At 38.6% G+C, this 26,054-nt stretch carries 21 protein-coding genes; 2 read left to right on the forward strand and 19 right to left on the reverse strand.

The annotated features are described in order from the left end of the window. Positions 1-80: 80 nt before the first annotated feature. Positions 81-1,685 carry a gamma-glutamyltransferase family protein gene (locus tag ACOI1C_RS06955; protein ID WP_422509504.1) on the reverse strand — a complete coding sequence of 535 codons (1,605 nt, stop codon included), beginning with the start codon at positions 1,683-1,685 and terminating at the stop codon, positions 81-83. A 267-nt stretch (positions 1,686-1,952) separates the two neighbouring features. Next, positions 1,953-2,633 carry an N-acetylmuramoyl-L-alanine amidase gene (locus tag ACOI1C_RS06960; protein WP_422509355.1) on the reverse strand — a complete coding sequence of 227 codons (681 nt, stop codon included), beginning with the start codon at positions 2,631-2,633 and terminating at the stop codon, positions 1,953-1,955. A gap of 852 nt (positions 2,634-3,485) precedes the next feature. Between ACOI1C_RS06960 and ACOI1C_RS06965 the strand changes: the two genes are divergently transcribed. After that, positions 3,486-3,629: a hypothetical protein gene (locus ACOI1C_RS06965; RefSeq protein ID WP_422509357.1), complete on the forward strand. Its 144-nt coding sequence runs from the start codon at positions 3,486-3,488 to the stop codon at positions 3,627-3,629. Positions 3,630-4,422: 793 nt separating this feature from the next. On the opposite strand, the gene ACOI1C_RS06970 is transcribed toward ACOI1C_RS06965, so the two are convergent. From ACOI1C_RS06970 to ACOI1C_RS06985, 4 genes are all read right to left on the reverse strand, one after another. Further along, positions 4,423-5,811 (reverse strand): hypothetical protein, encoded by a 1,389-nt coding sequence (locus ACOI1C_RS06970; protein ID WP_422509359.1) that lies wholly within the window; start codon positions 5,809-5,811, stop codon positions 4,423-4,425. A gap of 1 nt (position 5,812) precedes the next feature. After that, the gene (locus tag ACOI1C_RS06975) at positions 5,813-7,027 is read right to left on the reverse strand and encodes an alpha-amylase family glycosyl hydrolase (RefSeq protein ID WP_422509361.1); all 1,215 of its coding nucleotides are present in this window, start codon (positions 7,025-7,027) and stop codon (positions 5,813-5,815) included. A 286-nt stretch (positions 7,028-7,313) separates the two neighbouring features. After that, entirely contained in the window at positions 7,314-7,895 is a 582-nt protein-coding gene (locus ACOI1C_RS06980) for a class D sortase (protein ID WP_422509363.1), read from the reverse strand. A gap of 107 nt (positions 7,896-8,002) precedes the next feature. Continuing rightward, a complete protein-coding gene (locus tag ACOI1C_RS06985) occupies positions 8,003-15,190 on the reverse strand; it encodes a 5'-nucleotidase C-terminal domain-containing protein (RefSeq protein WP_422509365.1) in 7,188 nt (2,395 codons plus the stop codon). 245 nt (positions 15,191-15,435) lie between these two features. Here ACOI1C_RS06985 and ACOI1C_RS06990 point away from each other — a divergent pair, with 245 nt between their 5' ends. Continuing rightward, entirely contained in the window at positions 15,436-16,545 is a 1,110-nt protein-coding gene (locus ACOI1C_RS06990; RefSeq protein ID WP_422509367.1) for a HupE/UreJ family protein, read from the forward strand. A gap of 43 nt (positions 16,546-16,588) precedes the next feature. Here the strand turns inward: ACOI1C_RS06990 and ACOI1C_RS06995 are convergent, their stop codons facing one another. From ACOI1C_RS06995 to ACOI1C_RS07055, 13 genes are all read right to left on the reverse strand, one after another. Further along, a complete protein-coding gene (locus ACOI1C_RS06995; protein WP_422509369.1) occupies positions 16,589-17,074 on the reverse strand; it encodes a hypothetical protein in 486 nt (161 codons plus the stop codon). A gap of 35 nt (positions 17,075-17,109) precedes the next feature. Next, positions 17,110-18,390: an ABC transporter permease gene (locus ACOI1C_RS07000; RefSeq protein WP_422509371.1), complete on the reverse strand. Its 1,281-nt coding sequence runs from the start codon at positions 18,388-18,390 to the stop codon at positions 17,110-17,112. Then, positions 18,387-19,091, reverse strand: a complete 705-nt coding sequence (locus tag ACOI1C_RS07005) for an ABC transporter ATP-binding protein (protein WP_422509373.1) — start codon at positions 19,089-19,091, stop codon at positions 18,387-18,389. The genes ACOI1C_RS07000 and ACOI1C_RS07005 overlap by 4 nt, the downstream gene beginning before the upstream one ends. A gap of 195 nt (positions 19,092-19,286) precedes the next feature. Beyond that, positions 19,287-19,619, reverse strand: a complete 333-nt coding sequence (locus ACOI1C_RS07010) for a hypothetical protein (protein WP_422509375.1) — start codon at positions 19,617-19,619, stop codon at positions 19,287-19,289. A gap of 159 nt (positions 19,620-19,778) precedes the next feature. Next, positions 19,779-20,207: a 3-hydroxyacyl-ACP dehydratase FabZ gene (gene fabZ, locus ACOI1C_RS07015; RefSeq protein WP_422509377.1), complete on the reverse strand. Its 429-nt coding sequence runs from the start codon at positions 20,205-20,207 to the stop codon at positions 19,779-19,781. A 57-nt stretch (positions 20,208-20,264) separates the two neighbouring features. Continuing rightward, on the reverse strand, positions 20,265-20,531 hold the full coding sequence (locus ACOI1C_RS07020) for a DNA-directed RNA polymerase subunit beta (protein WP_422509379.1): 267 nt from the start codon (positions 20,529-20,531) through the stop codon (positions 20,265-20,267). Positions 20,532-20,552: 21 nt separating this feature from the next. Next, positions 20,553-21,368: a flagellar hook-basal body protein gene (locus ACOI1C_RS07025; RefSeq protein WP_422509381.1), complete on the reverse strand. Its 816-nt coding sequence runs from the start codon at positions 21,366-21,368 to the stop codon at positions 20,553-20,555. Between the two features lie 22 nt (positions 21,369-21,390). After that, a complete protein-coding gene (locus ACOI1C_RS07030) occupies positions 21,391-22,224 on the reverse strand; it encodes a flagellar hook-basal body protein (RefSeq protein WP_422509383.1) in 834 nt (277 codons plus the stop codon). A 217-nt stretch (positions 22,225-22,441) separates the two neighbouring features. Beyond that, positions 22,442-23,443 (reverse strand): rod shape-determining protein, encoded by a 1,002-nt coding sequence (locus tag ACOI1C_RS07035; protein ID WP_422509385.1) that lies wholly within the window; start codon positions 23,441-23,443, stop codon positions 22,442-22,444. 155 nt (positions 23,444-23,598) lie between these two features. Further along, positions 23,599-23,868: a sporulation transcriptional regulator SpoIIID gene (gene spoIIID, locus ACOI1C_RS07040; RefSeq protein ID WP_422509387.1), complete on the reverse strand. Its 270-nt coding sequence runs from the start codon at positions 23,866-23,868 to the stop codon at positions 23,599-23,601. A gap of 676 nt (positions 23,869-24,544) precedes the next feature. Next, complete coding sequence (locus ACOI1C_RS07045; RefSeq protein ID WP_422509389.1) at positions 24,545-25,387, reverse strand: DUF1028 domain-containing protein; 843 nt, start codon at positions 25,385-25,387, stop codon at positions 24,545-24,547. A 12-nt stretch (positions 25,388-25,399) separates the two neighbouring features. After that, a complete protein-coding gene (locus tag ACOI1C_RS07050) occupies positions 25,400-25,642 on the reverse strand; it encodes a hypothetical protein (protein ID WP_422509506.1) in 243 nt (80 codons plus the stop codon). 201 nt (positions 25,643-25,843) lie between these two features. Beyond that, positions 25,844-25,996: a hypothetical protein gene (locus ACOI1C_RS07055; protein WP_422509391.1), complete on the reverse strand. Its 153-nt coding sequence runs from the start codon at positions 25,994-25,996 to the stop codon at positions 25,844-25,846. Positions 25,997-26,054: the final 58 nt, after the last annotated feature.

Genomic DNA, 26,054 nt, shown 5'->3' on the forward strand with positions numbered 1-26,054 from the left:
CGTTAAAGCGGTGGGGGCCTGACCCCCGTTACGCTAACGCATTAACGTAACGGGGGTCAGGCCCCCACTACGTTAATGCGTTAATATGATGCAATGGCTCCGTCTGTTCGGGCTTCGGTTCCTCCTGTTAGGACGCCAGTTTTGGGGTCGCGCCAGATGATTTGGCCTCGACCGAAGCTGCCGCTGTCGAGTGCTACTTCGATTTGATGTCCTTTACGCGCTAGTGCTTGGGCGATATGAGTTGGGAAGGTTGGCTCGACGGAGATTTTTTTTCCTTCGAGCCATTGCCATCTTGGTGCATCTAGGGCTGCTTGTGGATTGAGATGGAAGTCCACTGTATTCATGACTACTTGTGCATGACCTTGTGGCTGCATATAGCCTCCCATGACACCAAATGGTCCCACTGCTTCGTTATCCTTTGTTAGAAACCCTGGAATAATGGTGTGATAGGTCTTCTTTCCAGGCTCCAATGAATTGTCATGATCCGGGTCAAGTGAAAAATCTGCTCCACGGTTTTGCAAAGCAATTCCAGTCCCTGGCACGACAATTCCGGATCCAAAGCCCATATAGTTACTTTGAATGAACGAAACCATGTTTCCTTCGGCGTCCGCTGTAGCTAAGTATACCGTTCCACCTGATGGAGGTGTTCCCGGTTCTGGTGTTAAGGCCGTATCACCAATTAATCCTCTTCTTACTTCTGCAAACTCTTCAGATAACAATTGTTCAGCTGTAACCGACATCTCTTCTGGGTCCGTTACGAATTTCATACCATCTGCAAAAGCTAGTTTCATCGCTTCGATCTGTTTATGATAGGTCTCTACAGAAACATTTTCCGTAAATTCAAAGCCCTTAAGAATGTTCAAGGCCATTAAAGCAACGATTCCTTGACCATTTGGCGGAATCTCCCACACATCATAACCACGATAGTTCACTTTTATTGGCTGTACCCATTCTGGTTTATAGTCCGCTAGATCCTCAGCCGAAATAAAACCACCATGAAGCTTCGAAAACTTACCTATTTTCTCTGCTAGTTCTCCACGATAAAAGCTTTCTGCCCCGGTTACTGCAATAGAACGTAACGTGCTCGCATGCCCCGCAGAACGCCATATCTCCCCAACTCCAGGAGCCTTACCATCAGGAGCAAATGTATCGAACCATCCCTTAAACTCATCGCCTTTGAACATTTTTTTGTATTTAGGATAGGCTAGGTTCCAATATTGCGCCAATATCGGGGAAAGTGGAAACCCGTTCTCAGCGTATTCAATAGCCGGCTTTAGCACTTCAGTTAACGACAGTTTTCCAAATCTTCTAGAAAGCTCTGCCCAAGCAGATGGTGCCCCAGGAACGGTTACAGGAACTAGGCCGAATTTCGGCATAGTCTTATGTCCCATAGCCTTTACAGCATCAATTGAAATACTTCTTGGTGCAGGACCACTTGCATTTAATCCATGCAGCTCCCCTTTTGTCCAAACAAGGGCAAATGCATCGCCCCCAATACCATTTGACGTTGGTTCCACAACTGTTAAGCATGCAGCTGTTGCTATAGCGGCATCAATGGCATTTCCACCCTTTTTCAGAATATCTAAACCCGCTTGAGCAGCCAGTGGCTGTGACGTTGCGACCATTCCATTTCTGGCAAAAGTCGTCATTCTTTGAGATGGATATGGATGATGAAGGTAGTCCATGTTCATCTTTACTTCACTCCCTCTATTTTTAAATTACTTCTTTTATCATAAAGGATACCTGTCTATGTTTCTATTGTTATCTGAATTTACTAAAAGTAATTCGAAATAAGCCTGATCATCGCATATGACGAAACAGGCTTATTTTTGATGCAAAAAAATGGACTGAACAACTGAACTAATCAAATTGATGTAGTAGGACTATTTAACCTACCGAGTAAATAAGTGTAAATCAAAAGTGTTTTAGAAATACGTACAAAATAAAACCACTTAGTACCCGATTCTCGACCAGTCAAATAAAGATCCGGGATCTGTTTTTCTCACGGGTGCATATTCATCGTGTCCGACCACGTGTTTTCTACTCCTGCGTATATCGGGATTTCTTTTATGTAAATCGTTTAAGAGTGTGTTAAGTGATTCATACTGAGCGTCTGTATATCCTATTAAAGATGGATCAACTAATTCATACGTTTGACTTCGTAAAATCGGTAGCATTTCATCTCGTGTTCCAATGGCCATAAGCTCAATACCAATTGAATAATCATTTAATCTGTTTTCGTATGCCGAAAACTCTGATAAAAATCCTGGACCGGCATGGAAAGCTATTCGTTCTTCTGGGACGAGACGGTATACTTGCCCTTCTCTGCCAATCAAATAATGCGCTGAAAAACCGTTTTCAATGAAAATGGTTTTTATATCTTCAAGATTATACGGTTCAGCAGGATTATGTTTAACGTTGCTTATAAAGTGAAGGACAACATGGGAAATGATCCCGATTCGTGGCTTCGAATTTTCTAAAGGCAACAAGGAATTTTCTGCTGAAAGGAAGTAAGTAATAACTTTCTTCTCCCCATTCCGTCCGGTCAGACCATTTAAATCATTTGTACCTTTTGCAGAACAACCAACTAAAAATACCAGTATAATTACAAGTACATACGCCTTATAACCCATCGCTTGCTCCTACTCCAATACTTTATGTTTACTTTCTATTTTCAAGTAATGTTCCTAACACAGAACCAACCAACACAATTATACAATGGCTAGCGGAAAAACACGACTCTTTATCGCTCTAAAGCAGTGGGGGCCTGGCCCCCGTCGCTTTAGAGTGTTAAAGCAAAAATTATTTATTTATTCATATATTCGAAAAAAGCCAGAAATTACTCACTAACAAACTTTCATTTATAGTACGAAAGTCGTGTATCAATAAAATTAGGAAACTTTGGTAAAATATTTCCATTGTCGACACTGTTCAACAAATTCCTCCGAACTCTCTTGTTATTATTTAAAAATAGAAATAAAGGAGGGGTCATCATAGATATTATAAGACCACTAAAAGAGAGAGTTATTTCCATACCAAATATTGAAATTAACGAAGAAATCAAACACTTTTTTTCAACTTTTCTCATTCATTCTATTATTTTTTTAATCTTCACACCATTCGCCCTATCAGTACCCGCTTATTTACTATTACATAGTTTTACAGCTCCATTTTCATTCTTAGGAACTGGTCTTTTTCTTCTTGGAATTGTTGTTTTTCTGACCTGGTTATTCGTATCTGTTCTTTTTTTCTATTCAGTTACAGAGCCCAAGACATGGCCAAGATGGGTTGCTCTTTCATGGCTTGTTATTTTAGTAGGGGCCTTTGTTACATGGATTGTCTTCTTTGATTCGGTTAAACTTGGTTAGATCCAGTAAGTACCTAACACTCTTTTAGGCTATGGCTCTATTCTTCTAACGACTTGTAACTTTTTTGTAGAAAAAGCAGTCTAATGGTGTAAAGAGTAGCTAGGGAGGGAAATCAAAATGCAGATTAAAACAAAGTTTGTATCGTTTTCTGTTAATGATGAGGATCTATTACATTTATCCGAAGAAGAACGTAACCTTTACCTAGATGAATTGGTAAAAAAGGCGTTGTCCACTACTTTTTTAGGTGAATGGTTTGATTAATTGAATACCTGAATATTCCCTTCCACAAATAGAGATAAAGCAGGCTGTCGTGTATCACAAAGAGTTCGGTTTTAAGGAGATCAATAATAAAACTACAGTTTTGGAGACGTGTGAATCGATGAGACTGCTGAAAAAGTCCTTTTTTTAAAAAAATGTGATAAAATACCTGTTGATTGTAACGAGAGGATGCACCATTCCCCGTGGTGGGCGGTGAGCCTCCTCGGCGTAAACGCCTTGCGTGAGTCTAACCTGTCCCACGCATCCCGCAGGTGCCCTAGCAAATTCCGTTCCAATCAACATATACTCCCTAAAATAGCTCATTTTTCGATAGAAACTATTTTTTTAGTGGCCTCGAATTGATACACGTCTTTTTGTTATTATTTGATTACCGGCAACCTCGGAAAACGGCGAGGACAGTAACCTAAGTTAGCCACAGATCCTCCTAATATGAATTTTGAGGCTTTCTTATTAATAAAATAGGCCATTGAATCATTTTCCTAGAGCGATTATAAAACATTAAAAAACTCGTCAAAATATGACGAATTTTTTATAAAAGTATGAAATTCGTTAGGTCAAACATGATAGCATTCCCATTTTCATTTGGAACAAAAGCATCTGAAAACTGAACTCTTTATTGTGTACCACAGCCTACTTTTTTAACATTTATTTTTTAATAACAATAAAACGACCTGGTTGGGGTGTTTCAAAGATTGCACTTTTCAAATTATAAACAGCCGGAACCGGTCTTTTATCGGGTAAAGAAACAACTGTATGTGTTTTTTGGTCGAGCTTTTCATATCCAACTATTTGAAGAACAGCTGGATTGGATCGCAATTTCTTCGACTTTGCCACGAACTTCCTTCGCTAGACTACCTTGATGTAGGCTTTCTAATCGAACGATGTAAGAAGCATATTTTGTGACAACTTGTATAGTCGCTTTTTTGTTTCGTTTGAACACTTCTTGAATCAGTAGATCTGAGAATACTGCTTCCGCTAGCTTATCTTCGGAATCAATGTAGATAGTTAGTCTATGGAATTTTTTATTTTCCTTAAGCAGCGTTTCAAGATTCTCTAAAATTGGTGTAACGATTACTCTTGTTTTATTACCTTCTTTTACTTTTGTTGTCTTGACCTGATCTTTTGTTTGGACCATTTCTCCAGGGTCTTTGATGTAGGTTGAGAATACAGAGAGCGTGTAGTCCTTTGTGTTCTTGCCGATAGCTCCACCATCGCCCTTAAAGATATCTTGTTTGTTCTCTTCAGATGGTTCGATGTGTAGATTTATATTATTTTCACCAAAGGTAAGTTTCACTTCATGACTAAAGGTCATATCATCCCTAATGACTACTTGCTCATCATTTATTGTGAGCTTTCCTTCTTTAATGGCATTACCAGTCACGGTCATACTGTCTTCACTTGTTTCACTTCCATTTGTTGGCCCCGTTAGAACAAGTGGCTGATCTATCCAACGGAGGATATAATCTTGAACGACCATCTTGTTGTTACCTTGGTTTTGGACAACAATCTTCATGTCTGTTCCGAATGCCCCGAATCCGTAATAGCTGATGTCATCATCATTACGGTCATTTGGCGTGTGATCTGTAAGTCCTTCTTGGTCCCATGAGCCATTCTTTACATACTTATAGGTAATTTCAGTTCCTTCTTGAACCTCCACCTTGTACTCCCAATCAGGGGTTACCGCACCGTTTCGGCTCATTTCCCAAGCTCCAGTATTCCAGCCATTGGAGCTATTTGGAATCGTAAGGGCTGCGTTAAGTGGTGTATTATCTGGTGCTTTTACTTTAAACGTAACTTCAACCATAACAATGTCCGGAGTTACACTTACAGCATTTGAATCAACATGGTTACCAAATTTGTCATACATTTTAATTTGGTATTCATATGTTTTTCCGTTTTCCACCTCGAAGTCACGGTAGGTGGTAACAGTAGGGTCCTCTAAAATCGTAACCAGTTGACCATCACGTTCAATGGTTAGTAAATATGCGTCATTCTCTACTGGTGCATTGACTGACCATGTTAAATTTACTTGACCTGACTCTTGCTCAGGCGTTTCAAGCTTAACAGATTCAGCTGGTGCTCCTGTGTCCTCTTGATTTTGAGTAAGATTGACGGTTTCGGTATTGGTTTCTTTCCACTCACGCCCATCGGTTGTGAATGCCATTTTATAGCTGTAAGTTCCTGTTTCTTGTTTCTAGGGGTTTAAATGCTGCTTGGAAAAGATTTGCTGCTCCGTCTTGTGTTAAATAGGTAGCATCAGATTCCTTCCAGGTTGCATCTGTGTCCTTTTTAACGAGAAGCTTCGCCTTTACACCTTCTGCAAGCTCAGTATCGGTTGCACCCTCAATGGTAATGACTGCGGTCATGCTATAGTTTGCTGACAAATCAAGAATGTTGTCTTGTAATTCCGAGACATTACTTATGCTTGCTGATGCTAGATCATAGTGTGGAATAGCAGCATTTGTCTCTGAGAGCTTTGATTCATTTCCATTTTTATCAACTGAAGCAATGGCAAAATAATACGTTCTACCGTTTGTTAAGTTATCGATTGTCAGAGAGTTTTCACTCGTTACTTTTACTTCTTTATATAGAGCACCTTTTATGTTGGTTTGGTTCACCTTATAGTTTTCGGCATCTCCTGACCAGCTAAGTGTTACAGACTTTGAACCTTCCTCTACCTCTAAGTCCGTGACAGAAGTAAGAGCACTAGGTAAAGCAGTCGGGTTCACTAGCATACGTCCCGATTGTCCTGGTACCGTCATACTTACCTCATTATTTGTAGTTGTCACGTTGTAGGAAGAAGCTAGTTGATCTGTTAGTGTCACTCCATTTTGAATGATATCTTTTACATTGATTGTAACGGTTTTCTCAGCCGTCCCTCTGTTTGTAATGATGAGGGCCGCTTTTTCATTGTTTGTACGTGTAAAAGCAAATACATCACCGCTTGCATAAACATGGTTTACATCCCCATGTGAAAAGAGCTCTTGGTCAGCAACACGTACTGCTCCAATTTTTTTATAGTGATTTAGTAAGTCTTGATCTTCATTCCCCCAAGGGTACGTTCGACGATCATCCGGGTCCTTAGAACCGGTTACTCCCGCTTCATCTCCATAATAAATGGTCGGTGCACCAGGATACCCCATCTGCATGATAGATGCTAGCTTGAGACGAGTTTTTCCAAGCTCCTCGTTATAGGTAGGATCTAATTTAGCTCGTTCAAAACTATCTGTGCCTCCACCTAGAAGGAATAGGGCACGTGGTGTATAATGTGAGCCCATGAGGTTCATTAAGGCATAAAACGCCTCTTTTGGATAATCCTCTTGAATCGCGTTAAAGGCTTGCTGTAAATCCTCTGCTTTTCCGTTTTTCATGTAGTTCATGACGGCACGCTCAAAACGGTAGTTCATAACAGAGTCGTATTGATCACCTAAGAAGTACTTGGAAGCATCATAACTTTTTCGATTGGTAGCCTAGGAATAATCCAAGTAAAAAGATAGTTCAAAATAACTAACCTTTACCACTGTAAAGCAGTGGGGGCCAGGCCCCCAGTACGGTGATGTGTTAAAGTGTTGAATGTAAAAAGGAGTCCACTTTTGAAAGTGGACCCCTTTTGTTTTTCATTAGAATGTTACAATTCAACCTTGTAGTTAGGAACCAATCCTGATTCTAGTTCTTTAATTTTGCATATATAATATATCGCTCAGGTGCGTTCCCTATAAAACCAAACGGATAACATGTTGTTAGAATTAATTCCTCTTGCTTGTTTTGTAGGGTTATTATACTTAGATCATCAGCTTTAACTATCTTTGTTTCTATTATTTCATAGGTGAAATCTCCATACGGCATTTGAATATTTATATCTTCACCAAGCTTTAGTTCTCCCAGTCTAGTAAAAACGGTGTCCCGGTGTCCTGATAAAACAATTTGACCACTTTGGCCTGGATAAAATGATCCAGCAAAATGCCCGACTCCCTTTACTAAATCATCGGGATCTGTCCCTTCTATAATTGCTAACTCCGATTGAATGGCCGGAAGTTTTAATAATCCAACTGTGTCTCCAATTTGAGGAGCTACAGTTTTAAGAGGCAAATCCTTATCTATAGGGGAACGATTTTCTACAAGTTCCTTGGCTTCGGTTAATGTTGTAGCTGCTTGTCTCTTTGAGTCGATAATATTCCACAAACTATAGATTGTGATCATCACACCAGCTATTAAAAGAATGAGAGGAAGAAATGAGCTAATCTTCATATTAAATTGACCTCTTTCTTTCATGGATATAAAAAGAATCACCTTCATACTAACACGCATCTCTGCAAAAAACTACCTGAAATTAATCAGGTAGTTTTTCAATTAGATTATGCAGTTACTTTTCTTCTTCTTTGGTAGAAGAATACTCCTGTTCCAATAACTAATAGGAAGATTCCCATTATTAACAGATTATGATTATTAGTAGCAGTATTTGGTAATGCATTACCAGATGTAGTGTTTGTAGTGCTATTATCTACGAATACACCATATTTACTAAAGTGTGTTGTAGTTGCCGTGATCATACCAGTTGTAGGGTCAAACACACTGTCATTTAGTGCTTCTACGATTTCATTCTTGTCATTAATATAGAAGACTTTAAGTTTCTTAGTATCTACATTACCCAATTTAGCAGTATCCACCTTAAATGAAAGTGTAACCTTTTCACCGTTGAAAGTAGTCACTTCTTTTGAACCAGCCATAATGGTGAAATCATAAATTTCACTGAACGCTTTGTCCGTAAGCTTCTTCTCTTGTACCTTCGCCATTGTGAAAGTAACATTTTGACCATTTGCAATCGTGCTAATTAACGAAATAAGCGACGTTGGTACGTTAAACTCAGCATCACCTTTGTCTATTACAAGATCTGACTTCTTAGCAAGTAGTTCATTAATCATTTCAGCTACAAAAGTTGTAACGAACTCAAGCTTATCTTCTGATTGCTCAGCATTTATGACAAATATACCATTTGTTGGAACGTCCTTCTTGTTGTCTACTGTCAGAACTATGGAATCTTTAGTTCCGGATCCAGTTGTCACCTTAACCTCAGTTCTTGGCTTGCTACCACCGTTGTTTCCTGTGTTTCCTGTGTTTCCTGTGTTTCCTGTGTTTCCTGTGTTTCCTGTGTTACCTGTGTTACCTGTGTTACCTGTGTTACCTGTGTTTCCGTTATTTCCGTTGTTACCTGTGTTTCCGTTATCTCCACCACTTGTTGGTGTTGGTTCCACTTTAATTCTTCCATCAACAGTTGTTGTGACAGTACCTAACTTTTGAATATAAGTTATTACTGCCTCGTCCAATGCTGGGAATTCATTTTTGATTGGGTAAGGTTTAAACATTGTGTACTCGTCTCCGCCAACAGCCATAAAGTCATTGGTTGCAAGGGTGTACGTTTTAGTTAGATCGATTGGTGAACCATTAATTTTTAGTGAGTGTACGCGACTACCTTTTGCTTTAGTTTCATCAAAAGAGAATGTCATTCCTGCAACATGTGGGAATGCACCAAGTGCTGTCGGATAGCTCCCCACACCATGCTCAAGTGCGGCTTTAATATCAGAACCTACTACATCCTTTGTAACAATATAGTTACCAAAAGGTAATACCGTAACTACTTCACCTTTTGTAATATCTCCAATTTGGATACTATCACGAATGCCTCCACCGTTTGTGATGGCTACATCAGCGCTTGTAATATCTTTCATTGAATCTGCAATAAGGTTACCTAAATTCGTTTCTTTCACACGTACTGATGTACGGGCTCCGTCAAGTAAAACAGCTGTTGTTCCAACTACTTGATTTAGGATTTCCTTTTGCTCTAGTTCAACTGCATCAATAACAGCTTTAACTGTTGGATCTGGTACGATATTCGCAGTGTCTGCTTTAGTAATTAATTTTCTTGTTTTGCTTACTAACTCTTTGCCATCAAATTCAAGCTCAACAACACCAAGATTTTCAGTGTATTCGCCTGCACTTACGATAAGAGTTCCACTTTCATTAATGTTATCAACCGTATGGCTGTGTCCATCAACGATTAGGTCAATACCTGGTGCTCCTTGTGCTACTTTAATACTTGTATCTGTACTAGAAGCATCCGTTCCTAAGTGAGATAGAGCAATAACCATATCTACTCCTTGGCCTTCTAACTCAGTTACCATTTTTTGAGCAGCTACAACAGGATCTGTAAATATCAATCCTTCTACATTTTTAGGATGCGTCTTATAGTGTGTTTCTGGAGTTGATAATCCAAAAATACCTATTTTAAGTCCGTCCACTTCCTTAATCATGTATGGAGGTAGTAATAATTCTCCTGTACTTTCAACTATGATGTTTGCACTTAATACAGGGAAGTCTGACATTCCTTTTAACTCAAGTAATCTTTCATACCCGTAGTTAAAATCATGGTTACCTGCTGCCATACCATCGTAGCCTACAGCATTTAATACATCTACAATACTCTTCCCTTTGTTTATTGTTGCAAAGGTTTGACCGTGGAAAGTATCTCCCGCATCAAGAAGTATTGTGTTTTTATTTTCAGCTTCATATTGTTTCACTATTGTTGATATCTTAGCAAAACCGATAGAATCTGCACTTTCTTTCACACGTGAATGTGAGTCGTTCGTATGGAGAATCGTGATTTTCGTGTTAGGTTTCTCCGCCATTTCCATATCGCTATCGAACCTTACACGGATGCGGTTACCTGAGGCTCCAGCTGATCCGATACCTTGTACCGAGATGTAATCCCCTACTTTAAAACGCTCTAAACCAAGTGGTAAATATCCATCTGTATGGATACGAGCATCATTTTGACCATCATTTACGATCATAAAGCTCTCTGCATCATTTATTTCCTTGATTGTACCTGACAATTTAACAAGCTGACCATTGTAAGTACCGTCTGTAACATTCTTTGCTGTTACCGTTTTTGGTTCTACTACATCTCCAGCACCAATGTATAAAATCTCCATATCGAAGTTTTCATACTCGAGTTCCAATTCACCTTCGAATGTCGTGATTCCACCAGTTGCGATCACTTCAGTCCCGATAGGAAGATCTTTTCCTTGTGAACCGAATAATGAAATACCGCCCGTTTCATCTTGAATATAGACTGTATCAAAAAACTTTCCAGTTGGAGCTGTAACAATACCCTTAACTGTTACAATATCCCCATCTTGAGCAGTTTCTCTAACTTCTGAAACGTTCTTGATTCTGTCTGTTTCTGCTAACCAATCCATTGTTTGAAGTGTAAAAGAAGTATTACTTACATCATTTACAATTTCAAAGTCAGAGTAGAAATGACGACCTGCTACGATAATTCTTCCTTCACCAATATACTCCTTGGCAATTAAAGGAATAGTAGCTCCATCAGGTCCTGATGTTTGGTTCGTATCTGCTTCCCCACCAATAGCAGGATTGTACGTGTGAAAACCAGTTTCAACATTATAGTTATATGATGTTGAATTACCAGCAACTAGTATTTCTAGTCCAGATGTAGAATCATTTGTTAATGCTTTAAGATTCTCGTCTACTAGTGATGATCCACTAAAATAGCGAATAGCATCAAGATTTTTATTTAATCCACTTGTAGTAGCTGGTGCTGTATGAGCATAAACCGACCACTTCATACCACCACTAAAATTCTTAGATGTATTAGGTTCATAAACGTTATCACTATTGATACGAATTCCTGAACCAATCTTATCTAATACTGGATTAAGCTTCTTATTATTAAAGTTAAAGTTGGATTTTGATGCTAGCATCAATGACCCTCCAGCTTTTACCCAATCATTAATAGCCGTTAGTTCTTCTTCCGTAAATGCTTTGTCTGGGGCGTTAACAACATATACATCATTTCCTGCTAATACTTCAGCAGTAATTGGTGAGTTGTTAAATTTCGCTTGGTACCCATAACGACGTAATAACTCCATATAGTTGTTCATTGAACCTGGAACATCAGCATTGCTGTGAGCTCCATCAACTACTACTTTTTTGCCGTTTGAAGCAACAACTTTAATAGACTTCGATATTTCTGTAACTGTTGTAACATTTTCGATTTCTGTTAGAACAGCAATAATCTTATCTTGACCTGAAGTTGTTGGTGTCCATGTAGCCGTTGCGGTTCCACGCTTACCAGGACCAACATAACCAATTGTGCCTGTACCTACTTGATTTTCAGCACTTACAGATCCACGGTAGAATTTCACTTCTAAGTTTTCAACAGAACGTACTCCCATATTACTAACTGTTGCTGTAAGAGTTGTTTCAGATCCAGGAACACTTGGATCTGGATTAATAGTAAGAAGTGTTAATTTAACATCACTTTCTCCACCTGCTGTGAAAATAGCACTTGCAGTTGTCCATAGGTTTTCCGTGTGAATGACCTTTACAACGTACCAGTTTGCGCCGTTTCCATCCTTAATCGTTGGATTCCATGTGTATTCTGTCTTCTCCCCTACCTTAATAGAGTCAACAAGGTTACCACCGTTTGTAAAAATTTGAATCTCGTCAATTGGATTATCTGCATCTTGTACCCAAATATCAAAGTTAAGATCAGTTCCATCTTGTACATCTAATGTACTACCCATCCATGATCCATTCGCTTTAACACGAAGCTTTGTATCACGAGCTTCAGTTGAATAAATGCGACGTTGTTTCATTGCTTCTAGCATCGAATCATTTGTTAAATCTTCAGCAATAACAGCTGTTAAGTTATCTGGAACTCCCCAGTTTGCTGAATGATTATCTTGTCCATTTATTGCACCAACGTGCCAGCCGTTATCCATTGCACGGAAGAAATGTTCTTCTGCACGAGCATAGCTGTATGGTGGTGCTCCATTACCTACTTCAATCATAGCCATTAAATGGTCTACTTCTGGAACGTAAGCAAGGTCGTTAAATGAATCACTTGGCCAGTTAGGATGGTTAAATGCTGCAACAACGTTTTCCTCAGTTGTTAACCAGTCATAAAAATCGCCAAGTTCAGTAACGGTCTTTTTCGCTTCAACATAGTCACTAGAATTGGTAATATTCAAGTGTCCCCAGTTTGATGAAGTCATTTCAAAACCACGCATTGCTAGGAAGTCCCCAGAATGCCCCGCATTGAATTCATTCATTTGTTGTTTCGTTTGTTCCCATTCAGAACCTACTTTTTCCATAAATTCTTTACGTTCTGAAATGTAGTCGTCTCCCTCTAACCAGTTAGAGTGGTCTGTCACGATTGTATAGTCTAATCCATTTTCATACGACATTTTATAGGCATCTGCTGGTGTACCTTTACCATCAGAGTAGCCTGTGTGTGCATGTGGAACACCAAAGTAGTAGTTATAAGCACTATCTTCTTTTTGTTCCTGAACATAGAAATAAGATACATATTCAGATTTTGCACCGGACACGTCAACTACTTCGATGAAAATACCGTGTTCACCTAGAGCTAGATCATTTTCAGGTGTATAGCTAAACGTTGATGCAGTTTGATCAAAAGTCGTTTTAGCTGAAACATCTACTTTATCAACCATAACTTTTACCTTTGCCCAATCTATAGCAGCATCAGCTTTGTCGATTTTACCTGAGATTACTGGCTTAACTTCTGTAACTGAAGCCATTTTTGCAGGCTTTACATTGTATACAACAGGAATCTTAGCTGTTGCAGGAGCTTCCTTTTTTACAAGGTCAGCACCATCACGAAGTTTAAGCTGTGGTGTTGTGTACTTTGCAGACACCCCAACAATATCGTAATATTCACCAACATTAAAGCCGGTTTTCAAGAAGTTTTCTGCTTTAGTATGATATAGTTTTGTCGTATTTTTAGCTGTGTCTTCAATAACAAAGCTATTTGCATCTGTCGTGATGTCATTAAGCTTCGCCATTTGAACTTTTACTAATTGACCTTCATATGTGTCAAGTTGGTCAAGAGTAATAACTGCTGGAACTGGTAGAGATTTAGTTCCGAGCTTTGTGATATTTTCGGCAGCTTCGACCGTAATTTGAGTCTCTGCTCTAAATGCACTCATTTTACCTTTGATCTTTACTTCATCGCCTACAGCATATGAAGTAAGGTCTACACTTTTACCAAATGTATCAATTTTAATACCAGAAGTAGCATCTTGGATGTACATGATTGCGTTTGTTTCAGCATGTGTAACTACACCTTGTACAGTTACTTCAGTCGTAGCAGCTTCTGCTCTTGCTGCTTTAATTGTTTTTATACTAGGATCAGCTGATGTAGCGTCAGCAACTGTAACATCGTCCTTGCTACGTAATAGGATTAGATATGTTCCTTGCTTCTCTTCTACAACACCAACTAAATCAACAGTGTCATTTACTACCATACTTAAATCTTCAAACTTATTACCCGTTCTACTATCTAATTTAGCAGAAGCATCAAGAGTACCATTGGTTACCGTGATGTTTGCATTAGAATAAGAATCAGAAGTAAGTGTTTTAACGGTAACACCTTTAAGTTTTACAAGTTGTCCTTCTTTCGCTTCTATTAGTTCTTCGATCGTGATTTCATCTGAAAGTGGTTCAGTTGAAGTTGCATTAACTACTTCTACTAATGTAGGTAAGACTTCAAACTTACCTTGATATTCTGCTGTTTTACCTGTAACTTTTACTGTCGCGCCTCTAGTTACACCAGTAACTGCAGTACTTGTATAGACTAATAGTCCACCAGTAGCATCTTGAATGTAAAATGATTTACCGCCAAGGCTTCCTGGTTCTGTTGTAACAATACCCTGAACAATCACATCTTTATCAATCCCGCCAGCTTTAACATCAGCCATAGGGTGAACTGAAGCGTCTACTGGTGGCTCTTCGACCGGAGTTCCAGTTGATGGTTGCTCGGCTGGAGAAGCTGAGTTTTGTGGATATGGAGTGCCGAGAACAAAATCGGTACTATTATTGTTTGAGTCAAAACCGTTCCCTTTTCCATCAGTGATTCCATCTGTATCACTTTTACGTTCTGCACTTCTTGTACTAGAGAGTGCTGCAGTTGCACCACTTCCCTCAAACTCATTGGCACCTCCATAGCCTACGAAATCTATTACATCAGTATCATCTTTTCCACTGATAAAATCTGTATTTTTGACTAGAGCTACTTTAGCATCTGAACCAGACATTGCGATCTCACCGACTGCATCTGGTGTTGGGAGATTCTCGGTTCCACCACTTCCAGCCTTAAGTTGGATTAAATAATATCCATAAGGTTGAATAGTACCCGTAATGTCCACCTTCGTTGGATATGATTCTAATTTAAATGTTCCAGCTTTTGAAGCATATTGAACTGACCATCCAGTTAATTCAATTGCTTGATTAGTAGGGTTATAAAGTTCAATGAAGTCATTCTTTAGAGTAGCACCAGAGTTCCCTCCACCACCATAAACTTCACTAATGACAACATGATCCGCTACTTCTGCATTTGCAGTGTTCGGTTGCATCGGTAAAATGCTCACTAACAATGCAAAAATCATTGCTAATGAAAACCATCTGCGATTACGACGATAATGCTTCGTAATTGTACTCAAATTTTCTTCCCCCTAAAAAATGATTACATACTATTAGTTGTTGGCTTTTGAAAATCTATTAACATTCAATAGTCTTCAATGCCTACTAATATTCCCTCTTTTACTCTATCAGACTATTGTAAAATTGTGTTTATTTTTTTGTAAAATTATGAACTATATTTTTTACACTATCTTAATATTTTCTACAGTATCACTTTAAATTCGACAAGTAGTATAATAATAGATATTAATTAGGAGGTTTTTTCATGAAATTAATACAATTTCAAAGAATTATATCGATTTTGGCAATCTTAACTATTTTAGTCATTTCACTTTTTCAGCCAACTGGTGTCCATGCTCATGCATTGAGTGCAAGCTTCGGAGAATTAGTACTCAAAGATACGAATGTTACTTACACTTTCTCTATTGATGATTTATCTGTTATAGAGAATTTAGAGATAGACTCTGATAGTAATTCAACTTTGTCTCAGGAAGAAGTTGATGTGGCAAAAAATGAGATAACTGATTGGATATCTCGAAACATCGTTATACAATCAAATGGTGTTTCACAGAGACCACTAATTGGTGATATGAAAGTCGAAAAGAGAAATGACAAAAATGTAGTTACTACTACATTCCTTTATGTAGTTTCGGAAGGTACTGACAAACTAACTCTGCAAGATAGCTTTTATACGGATTCAGACAATAAAACGACCTATACTCAGCTTCTGACCATTAACAATAATGGGGAGTTATCGGAAAGTATCCTTAAAGGAGAAAATCGTAAATGGGAGAGTAGTATTGCTGGTACAGGTGAAAAAGCAACTGGTACTCCTTGGTATTCGTTCTTCATTCTTGGAATGGAACATATTTTAACAGGTTACGATCATCTCCTTTTTCTTTTTGTTCTATTATTGGCTCGCCAAAGCTTTAAAGATTATGTAAAGGTGGTAACTGCTTTTACGGTTGCACACAGTATCACGTTAACACTTGGTTATTTGGACATTTTTGTTCTACCTTCCATAGTGGTTGAATCCATCATTGCTTTAAGTATTGTCTATGTTGCTATAGAGAACATCGTTCGAAAAGAAGTTAAAAGGCGATGGATTCTTACTTTTGCATTTGGACTCATTCATGGTTTAGGATTTGCTGGTTTGCTCTCTGAAATGTCTATTCCAAAGGGACATTTAGTCTTGTCCCTACTAAGTTTTAACCTAGGTATTGAAATCATTCAGGTAGCACTCGTTGCACTGCTTATTCCGGTCCTTTCAAGAGTTCAGAAATTAACTACCTATCCTACAATAATGAAATATGGATCTGTGGCCATCATTATAATCGGTGGATATTGGGTCATTGAACGCGTGTTTCAGCTATAATCAAAAAAGCCTTATGGAGTTTAACTCCCATAAGGCTTTTTGGCTATCTTTGTTGATGAACTTCAATTGAATCTGCTTTTAAACGGAACATACTGATTAGTCCCGTTGCCTCATCTACTTCTTCTCCCACTTCAAGGATTCCAAATGCCCATAAACCTGATTGTGTAAATTCAACTTCTTTTCCATCTGGTGGGTATATGGCAATGGCTTCTAAATACTTCGGATTATCTGCTGAACAAAAGGGACAAGCTGAACCTGGATTTGGAACAAGATAGATAAAGCGATTATCTATCGGAGTTAACTCGGTCATATACCCCATAATCCCAACTCTTTTACCATTTAGTTCTAACATCTTCTCTGATATTTCACCTTCACCTGTCGTAGACTTTGTAAAGAAATCCTCGAACTTGATTTCAGTTGGCCCGCCATCAGTCTGAGATCCTGTAGTTGTACTTTCTTTACTTCCACATCCAAACAATAGCAGCATCCCTGCAAATACTACAAAAACCTTTAAAATAGTTCTTTTCAAATCAATGCCCTCCTAAGTAAATTTGAGTGCTTTTTCTATTCTTTCTTCTTCAAATAAAGAGGAAGAAGTGGAAGTAGCGATATCAACATGGCTACACTAAATAATAGACTAGCAAAGATCAAATATTGAGGATCGTACTTGATATCCCCTAAAGAAATTCCGACATAGTATAGACTAATAGATTTTATAATAAAATAACTTCCGTAGGCTACTACTATTCCAAAAAGAGTACTTAATCCTATGATAATTGTAGATTCTAAGATGATTGTATAGATAATTTTCGTCCTAGATACACCTAGTGAGCGCAGTATACTTATTTCGCTTTTTCGTTGTGCTACCGAGCTAAGTATCGCAAATACAATAAATAAACCAGCTAATACAATAGAAACACCTACGAGTAGAATGGCCATTTGTTTACCATAATTAAAGGTCTCTAATAATTGCCTGAACACTTTAACAGGAAAGACTGCTTGTACTTCATGTTGTGCATTTAATTCTTCATAAAGGGCTGGAACATAACCTAATTGCTCCGGTTTAATTAAAATGGCTGTAATCTCCAAGCCTTCTTCATCATGCTCTTTTTCATTGTCATGTTCTGATTCTTCCTTGTTTTCTTCTTCGGTGTGTTCTTCGTGCTCTGATTCTTCCTTACCTTCTTCTTCAGAGTGTTCTTCGTGTTCGTCATCAACATGTACTGACCAAATACTCTCATAAGGGGTAAAAATCCCTTTGTCATCCGCACTACCGGTTGGCGAGAGTATCCCCACTACTTTATATTCAAAATCCTCGTGAACTTGTCCACTCTCTTCACTACCATGATTCCCAACAAATGTGTCACCGATTGATAATTTAGTATGTTTAGCTGAGTTATGACCTAGCACTACCTCACCTGGTTCTGCAAACCAGCTACCTTGACTTAGGGAGAACCTCTCCTGAAGTCCCTTTCTGAACGGTTGAAAATAATCAAGATTCGTTCCTACTATAGGTATTCCATAATAGGAATCTCCTAAGGCTAACGGAACGGCTTTTAATACCCGCTCATCCTTTTGCATAGCTTCAAATAGACTGTAAGGTATATTACCAGTTGGTACGTCAAGATACATGATACTATTTAAAGCAAGCTGAGTTGGACTTCCCTCTGCACCGATGACGATATCATAGGAACCCGCTTGTTTCTTAATCCCATCCTCTAGTCCAGAAGACATAAACATAACGGAATACGTTAGAGTCACAGCTAAAACAATGGCAATTACAGTAAATATCGTATTTATTTTTCTACCTTTTAGACTTAGTAACGTAAATTGAAAGATGTTCATATAAGTACCTCTTTTAAAGCCTTGGAATAAACTCTGTTTATATTCTCTATTTTTTCAATTCTTGGGAAACAATTAGCAACATTTGAATCATGTGTAACTGTTATTAATGTACTATTGTTATCCTTACTTAATTGTTGGATTAATTTAATTATTGCTAAGCCGTTTCTCGTATCTAAATTACTTGTTGGCTCATCAATAAGAAGGACTTTTGGGTTATTTAACAATGCTCTGGCAATGGCAACTCTCTGCTTTTCTCCTCTAGAAAGTAAATGAACAGTTTGATTCATTCTCTTTTCTAGTCCTAACTCAATTAATAGTGATCTTGCTTTATCCTTCACTTGTTTTTGGTTTGAATCTGAAATAGCCAGTGTTTGTATCATAACATTTTGTAAAGCTGACATTGATTCAAACAATTGAAATTCCTGGAACACCATACCGATATATTGCCCACGAAAGTGATCCATTTCCTTTTCACTTTTAGTATTTATTCTTTCGCCAATAAGTTCAATTGTCCCACTTGTTGGAGTGATGATACCTGAAATCAGCTTAAGAAGTGTTGTTTTTCCAGAACCACTTGGTCCCATAAGAGCAAGCTGTTCTCCGTCTTTAACTTTCAATTCCTCAATATCTAGTATAATCTCTTTCTGATTGTGAATCATAACTTCTTTCCTGACATTATTTAAAACAATTGAATTCTCCAAAAAATCACCTCTAGTAAAATATACTATATTGATTCTATCATTATTTTATTAATCTAATGTAAATGTTTGTCGGAATTTGTGAAAATAGTCCTTAATAAATTCATTCAAAGGGGGAGACGGTTACAAAAGGCGCACGTGAACAGCGAGCAGAAAATAAAAAAACCACATGCTCTTTCGCACATGGTCCTCACTGAATTATTTATCTTTATTTTCTTCATCCATACCCGTATCAGTGCCATCACCATTCATATCTTCGTTCGTACCTTCACCCATGTTTTCTTCCGTGTCTTCCATCATTCCTTCATTTCCTTCACCCGGAGTGCCTTCGCCTTCTTCCGTGTCACCAGGAGTCATTTCATCATCAGGGGTCATTTCACCTGTTCCACCCATGTCTCCGTTATCTTCCTCTGTCATCGTTCCATCGTCATCTGATCCTGGAGGTGCTGGATCTTGGTCATCTCCACAACCTGTCATTAAAAAAGCTGCCAGAATCGAACCCGTTAAAAGCATAAACCATTTCTTGTTCATATTCGTTCATTCCTTTCATTACTGTATTTTGGATGACCACCATCTTCCGGTCGTTGATTATCATGCCCAAGTTATAAAATAACTTGCATGTGAGAATATTTTTTTGTAAGATATGGAAAAAAGTCACCCTCAAATGTTCTTGAGAATGACTTTTTAGTTTTATTTTTCACCTAATGCAAACATAATTTCTGCTTCACAAACTAGCTCACCGTCTATAGTCGCGATTGCTTTTCCTTTTCCAATAGGGCCTTTTACTCGAATAATTTCTACTTCTAGACGCAATTGATCGCCTGGCTTCACTTGCTTTTTAAATCGGCAATTATCAATTCCTGTAAAAAAGGCTAACCGACCTCTATTTGCCTCTTGCTTAAGCATAGCTACTGCCCCAACCTGAGCTAGTGCCTCTACAATTAATACTCCAGGCATTACAGGGTAGTCTGGGAAATGCCCTGCAAAAAAGGGTTCATTGGCTGTGACATTTTTAATTCCAACAGCACGCTTTCCCTCTTCAATTTCAAGAATCTTATCTATTAATAAAAAAGGATAGCGATGGGGGATAATTTCTTTAATTTGATTAATATCAAGCATACTAAAATACTCCCTTATGTATAGTAAAAAGGAAGGATAATCCTCCTTCCTTTATACTTATTTTTTCTTAACTAGATCTAAGATATGAGTCCAAGTTGATTCTTCAAAGGCATCTTTTACTTCGCCGTTTCCAATTATTCCAAAGCCAACAGCTACACCGGCTAGTAGGCTAATAGCAAGAGAAACAATAATAATGAGTAAACGAAGCCAAATAGGGAAGAGACGGATCCGAACCTTAACCTTTTTTTGCTGTTCAGGCTTCTCTTTTTTATTCTTTTTAACTTCTTCCCTTGTTTTTACTTCAATTTTGTCCACGTTAGTCATCATCATTCCCCTTTGCTACGCCTATCGAATTCCATTCACAAGACCCATCATTTGATCTGCAATCGATATTGATTTTGCATTGAACTGATAAGAGCGCTGTGTATTAATCATCTCAGTCATTTCTTTTTGTAGGTCAACATTTGATTGTTCTAAAGCCCCTTGTTGTACCGATATATCAAATCGATCCATTAAACCAAATACATCCGCTTCCACCATACCCAGTTCCTCTAAGTTTGGAATCGAATAGGCATTGTTCCCAGCTGACTGAAGAACTTGTGGTCGTTGAATTTGAACTACAGATAAATTAAAGCTGTCTGCTGTTCCATCTTGGTAATTCACGGTTAGCTCACCATTTTTGCTGATTGAAAAGCTCGTAGAACCTTCTCCAAATATAATGGGACCTGATTCACTAAGTACTGGATTTCCTTCACTCGTAACCAACTGTGTAGCACCACTCGGTAAAACAGAAAGACTGAACGAACCATCTCTTGTATATTGCGTCTCACCATCAACTTCAATTTGAAAGAATTGATTTTCCTTTAATAAGGCTACATCCAAAGCACGGTCAGTCGTTTTTATACTCCCTTGTGCTAGCTGAAGGCTAGTAAGCGAGACCTTTGCCCCTACACCTTGTCTAATTCCATTTGGAGTAAGACGACCCTCTTCGTTGCGCTCTATTGGCTGATTATTATATTGTTGGAAAAGTAATTCTTGAAAATTCATTTCGCGGCGCTTATATCCTGTTGTGTTTAAGTTTGAAATGTTATGACTAATGTTATCCAGCTGCTTTTGAAGCTGCGCCATTGTATTTGTGGCAGTTATCATGGATCGATTCATTTATCTCACCTTTATATTAATTTTATAATCGACCAATTTCATTCACAGTCTTTTCCATGCTTTTATCATAAGCTTGGAGAACTTTTTGATTTGCTTCAAAAGCACGAAATGCGGAAAGCATTTGAGTCATTGTCTGGGCTGAATCTACATTTGAACGCTCAATGAAACCTTGTTTTAGTGAATAAGAAACTTCTTCGTTTCCTAAAACTGACGGAAGACCTTGTCCATCTTCGCCACGAAACAGTCCATTTCCTTCTTTTACAAGAGAATTAGGATCATTTGCCATTACTATATTTATTCTTCCAATGATTTGGTTATTTTCAACGATTGTTCCATCTTCTTGGAGTGAAAAGTCTCCGCTTGGAATGAGCATTCTTTCGTTGTTTTCGTTTAGGACATAAAAACCTTCATTAGTAGTTAAAAAGCCTTGTCCATCTATCGTAAAATTGCCGTTTCTAGTATAACGGTTTTGACCGTTTGCGTCTTGGACATTAAAGAATAATGCCGCCTTTTGACCTGTTTCTTGGTTACTAGGAACATTTTGTTCAAGAAGGGCAATATCTGTTTTCCGGCCTGTATCCTGAAGATCACCTTGAATAAAATTAGGTATTGCTTCTTGTATATAAGAACCAGTGTTAAGTCCGCCAATATTCTTTCCACCTGATAGATGTAGGCTAGTATTTGGTACACCATGGTTGTTTATTCGCTGCAGTAGAAGCTCGGGGAAAGCACGTACGCTTGCCTGGTCCGACTTAAAGCCTGGTGTATTTGCATTTGCCATATTATTCGTTAACATTTCAGTCATTCTTTGTTGCGTTAACATTCCTGACGCTGCTGTATAAAACCCTCTAAGCATACTGACCCTCCTTTCGGCACTGCTTGTTACCTCCATTATAAAGGAGACTAACACGAATCACACTAACCAAATTTACGTAATTTTTCTGTGTCTATTTCCAACTTTAGCTCCTTAGCACCTCGAGGTCAAATAACCCTAAGAGAAAAAAGGGGAACCTATCCTTTTTTTTGGAAAAAACCAGCTATGCCTGGGCCTTGAAAATTAGCTTTTGCATTTCTTATACGAAACTTCTTCTAGGAAGCTTGTCCATACTATCAAGCATAATACCCGTTCCAATTGCGACACAATCCATTGGATTCTCGGCAATGAGCACAGGAACGCGTAGTTCTTCAGAAAGTAATGTATCAATACCATGTAAAAGAGCGCCACCACCTGTTAGAATCACGCCACGATCAATGATGTCTGCAGATAATTCAGGAGGTGTTCTTTCTAGTACACCTTTAGAAGCTTGTACAATAACTGCTACTGATTCGCGTAAAGCTCTCTCAATTTCATCAGAACGAACTGAAATCGTTCTTGGAAGTCCAGATACCATATCACGACCTCGAATATCTATTTCTTCGTTACGTGCACCTGGGAATACAGTTGCAACTTTTATTTTTATATCTTCAGAAGTTCTTTCCCCGATCAAAAGCTTATATTCTCTTTTAATATAATTAAGGATTTCATTATCAAAACGATCTCCTGCCATTTTGATAGATGTGGCGGTGACGATATCTCCCATTGATAAAACTGCGATATCTGTTGTTCCACCGCCAATGTCCACTACCATGTTGCCACTAGGCTGAAAGATATCCATCCCTGCTCCAATTGCTGCAACTTTCGGCTCCTCTTCTAGGTACACTTTCTTTCCACCGCTTTTTTCTGCTGCCTCTTTAATTGCCTTTTGTTCAACCTTCGTGATGTTTGTTGGGCAACAAATCAAGATGCGTGGTTTAGAAAGGAACCCCTTCACATTGAGCTTATTTATAAAGTGCTTGAGCATAGCTTCTGTTACATCGAAATCCGCAATGACTCCATCCTTTAATGGACGGATCGCAACTATATTCCCTGGTGTACGTCCTACCATTCGTCTTGCTTCTTCCCCAACAGCAAGAACCCTCCCAGTATTACGGTCAATGGCCACTACTGATGGTTCATTCAAGACAATTCCTTTTCCTTTAACGTGAATTAAAACGTTAGCTGTTCCTAAATCAATCCCTATATCCCTTGCAAACATTCCTCAGGTCCTCCTTGCAAATTCAAACGATAATATCCTACTTGATATATTATCACAATTTGGCGTAGAGTATATGACTTCACTGAAAAAATCAAGGGAAATTTGTAAAAGTTTGTCGTGTAATGTTGAACACAGCTTTTTTCCAGTGAAAAAAATTATTTCACTGCCTCTTCATGTTCCTCTTTCTTATACTTCAACTTTGTTGCTTCTCCTCCACGCAAATGACGAATGGATTTATGGTAGTCAAGTATGTCCTTTACCTCCAGCGCCAAGTCAGGATTAATTTCTGGTAACCTTTCCGTCAAGTCCTTGTGAACCGTACTTTTGGAAACGCCAAATTCCTTCGCAATAACACGAACAGTCTTTTTGGTCTCCACGATATACTTTCCAATCTTGATAGTACGCTCTCTGATGTAATCGTGCACACTACTCGCCTCCCTAATTTGGATGTGAGAAGTGTGAAATGAGACTCGTTTTGTTACCTACGAAGTAGTAAGTTATGCTCGTTCATCTAAAGAGGATATTTTGTTTTTTGGATCCTTCGAAGACAATCGCGACCTCTCACCTCAAACACTCTCTTTGATAGGTTTGTAACATTGTATTAGCTTGGTTGTGGATATATGCTAAAAAGTCAATTGGGACAAGGGTTTTCTCTGATTTGACTGAAATTTTCGTCCTTGTTATGGATTTATGACAGCAAGAGCAAAATTAGTACAACTAATCTTTGGAGCACCTATGTTTAAATAGTAATAGGAGATTTTTCAGAGGTTTTTTTCCAGGAAGGAAATAATTATGACGAATTATTAGGGATGATTTATTTAACTGAGACCCATAAAACTGATCGCGTAAGAATCATTTGCTGAACCTATTTATCTTTATCAATTTAAAAATAATTCTTTTCATTCCTACTCAAATTGGATGATGCTGTCTAAATAGCACTATTTTCCGGGAAATAGGTCGAAATTAGTTAAAAAACCTAGTTAATTTATGCTTGTAAGAAGAAAATCCTATATCAAATAAAAAAGCAAAAAACTGCCACAGTGATAGCTGGCAGCCTCTCGCCGAAGGAGGACTCTAAGTGGTTAGACTATTCCTTACTTTTTATTTCTTCATATAACTAAGAACTTCTGAATCGATCTTTCCTGTTCCTTGCTCCCGTCCTTCAAAGTTTTCAGTATGTGTGTAGGCAGTTAGTGATTGATGTAGTTTTTCATCTGTAACATCTGAGGTAGAATCCAGGTAACCATGGCGATTTAGTTGTCTGATAAGATCTTCACGTACTTCCCCTTCAATGTCTAAGACGTTTTCTTCTTTAGTTGGTGCAAAGTATAACTGCTGTAGGTCATAGATTCGAATGAGTTCTTTGATAGGATCAGGATGATCATCGACACGAAGGTCGATATATCGGTCGTTGAAACCAGCATATCCACCCTTCTCTTTAACAACAAGAAGAGAAGCAGACTGCATACCTCGACTATCGCCACCCGCTTCTTGGCCAGCATCTAATGCTTTTAATAGGCGTTTTGCCAAGGAACCTTTTGTATCCTGAAATGTGCTAGCCATTGCCTGAACTGTTTCCTCACCTACTAAGATATTCCCTTGTACTGTAAAATTATTTCCAGTCACACCACCAGCCCAGTCGTAACACTTCTCACCAGTAAATGTCGCTGGATTTCCATTCGCGTCAACGATCCCTACTTGGCGAAACTGGGCTTCTTCGTCATTGTCTGTAAGCTGTTGGAGTGTTTCTTGAGCCGTCTTTCCTTCTTCCATTAGCTTTAATCCCATAGGGCCATAAGCCGTATTTGCATAGGATTGAGTGGCTACTGCACCAACACCTGCTTTTGCCCAAGGTACAACGGCACCTACGCCTAGAAATTTAGATTGAACCGCAATTCCTAACTCTTTTGTTTCTGGATCAAATCCAACAATTGAAAATGTCATTCTCGTTTCCCCCTATTCTAGCGAATGTATAATAATTTCTATTGCTTTTTGTAGATCATGCTGTGACCAACTCGGAATTTCACCTTGGTTAATGGCCATTTCATGTGACACAGGAATATGAATAACGCCTGCTTTCGTTTGTTTCTTTTCGGTATGAATGTGATGAAGAATCTTATACATAACAAAATTACATAAGTACGTGCCAGCTGTGTTAGAGACTTGTGCAGGAGATCCATGATCTTGCAGTTTGTTTATTGCGTAGGAAGAGTACCGAAATAACCGTCTGGTCCATCCTAGTCAATACGAGCATCTTGGAGGACTACTCCACTGTTATCGGCTGCACCATCTGAACAGCTAATGGCAATCCGCTCTTGCCCGTAATGTTAGATCTTCCCGCTGCCAATCCGAGAGAGATCACAACATCTGGCTCTATCTCTTCATAATATTGAATGACTTTCACTGAGTCCTATTAAATTCAACAGGCAGGACTCTACCATAGACCTCATAGTTTCCAAGCGCTCTTCCATCCAGCACTCTAGCAATACCCTTCGTCGGGTTCAACTTAAAATCCAAAAAAGGCACAAACCCCATTAACAACAACCGTTTCATCCAAGACCCCCTTTATCCCTTTAAAGCAGCGGGGGCCTGACCCCCGCTGCTTTAAAGC

The organism is Bacillus sp. DJP31 (genome assembly GCF_049310945.1).
GTDB lineage: Bacteria > Bacillota > Bacilli > Bacillales > SA4 > Bacillus_BS.

Coding starts and splice junctions, on each gene's coding strand:
- ACOI1C_RS06955 (WP_422509504.1), bottom strand. CDS start 1,685: ATGGACTACCTTCATCATCCATATCCATCTCAAAGAATGACGACTTTT.
- ACOI1C_RS07055 (WP_422509391.1), bottom strand. CDS start 25,996: ATGAAACGGTTGTTGTTAATGGGGTTTGTGCCTTTTTTGGATTTTAAG.
- ACOI1C_RS06990 (WP_422509367.1), top strand. CDS start 15,436: ATGAAATTAATACAATTTCAAAGAATTATATCGATTTTGGCAATCTTA.
- ACOI1C_RS07045 (WP_422509389.1), bottom strand. CDS start 25,387: ATGACATTTTCAATTGTTGGATTTGATCCAGAAACAAAAGAGTTAGGA.
- ACOI1C_RS06965 (WP_422509357.1), top strand. CDS start 3,486: ATGCAGATTAAAACAAAGTTTGTATCGTTTTCTGTTAATGATGAGGAT.
- ACOI1C_RS07025 (WP_422509381.1), bottom strand. CDS start 21,368: ATGAATCGATCCATGATAACTGCCACAAATACAATGGCGCAGCTTCAA.
- ACOI1C_RS06960 (WP_422509355.1), bottom strand. CDS start 2,633: ATGGGTTATAAGGCGTATGTACTTGTAATTATACTGGTATTTTTAGTT.
- ACOI1C_RS06970 (WP_422509359.1), bottom strand. CDS start 5,811: ATGGCATTCACAACCGATGGGCGTGAGTGGAAAGAAACCAATACCGAA.
- ACOI1C_RS07020 (WP_422509379.1), bottom strand. CDS start 20,531: ATGACTAACGTGGACAAAATTGAAGTAAAAACAAGGGAAGAAGTTAAA.
- ACOI1C_RS07030 (WP_422509383.1), bottom strand. CDS start 22,224: ATGCTTAGAGGGTTTTATACAGCAGCGTCAGGAATGTTAACGCAACAA.
- fabZ (WP_422509377.1), bottom strand. CDS start 20,207: ATGCTTGATATTAATCAAATTAAAGAAATTATCCCCCATCGCTATCCT.
- ACOI1C_RS07000 (WP_422509371.1), bottom strand. CDS start 18,390: ATGAACATCTTTCAATTTACGTTACTAAGTCTAAAAGGTAGAAAAATA.
- ACOI1C_RS06975 (WP_422509361.1), bottom strand. CDS start 7,027: ATGAACTACATGAAAAACGGAAAAGCAGAGGATTTACAGCAAGCCTTT.
- ACOI1C_RS06980 (WP_422509363.1), bottom strand. CDS start 7,895: ATGAAGATTAGCTCATTTCTTCCTCTCATTCTTTTAATAGCTGGTGTG.
- ACOI1C_RS07010 (WP_422509375.1), bottom strand. CDS start 19,619: ATGAACAAGAAATGGTTTATGCTTTTAACGGGTTCGATTCTGGCAGCT.
- ACOI1C_RS07035 (WP_422509385.1), bottom strand. CDS start 23,443: ATGTTTGCAAGGGATATAGGGATTGATTTAGGAACAGCTAACGTTTTA.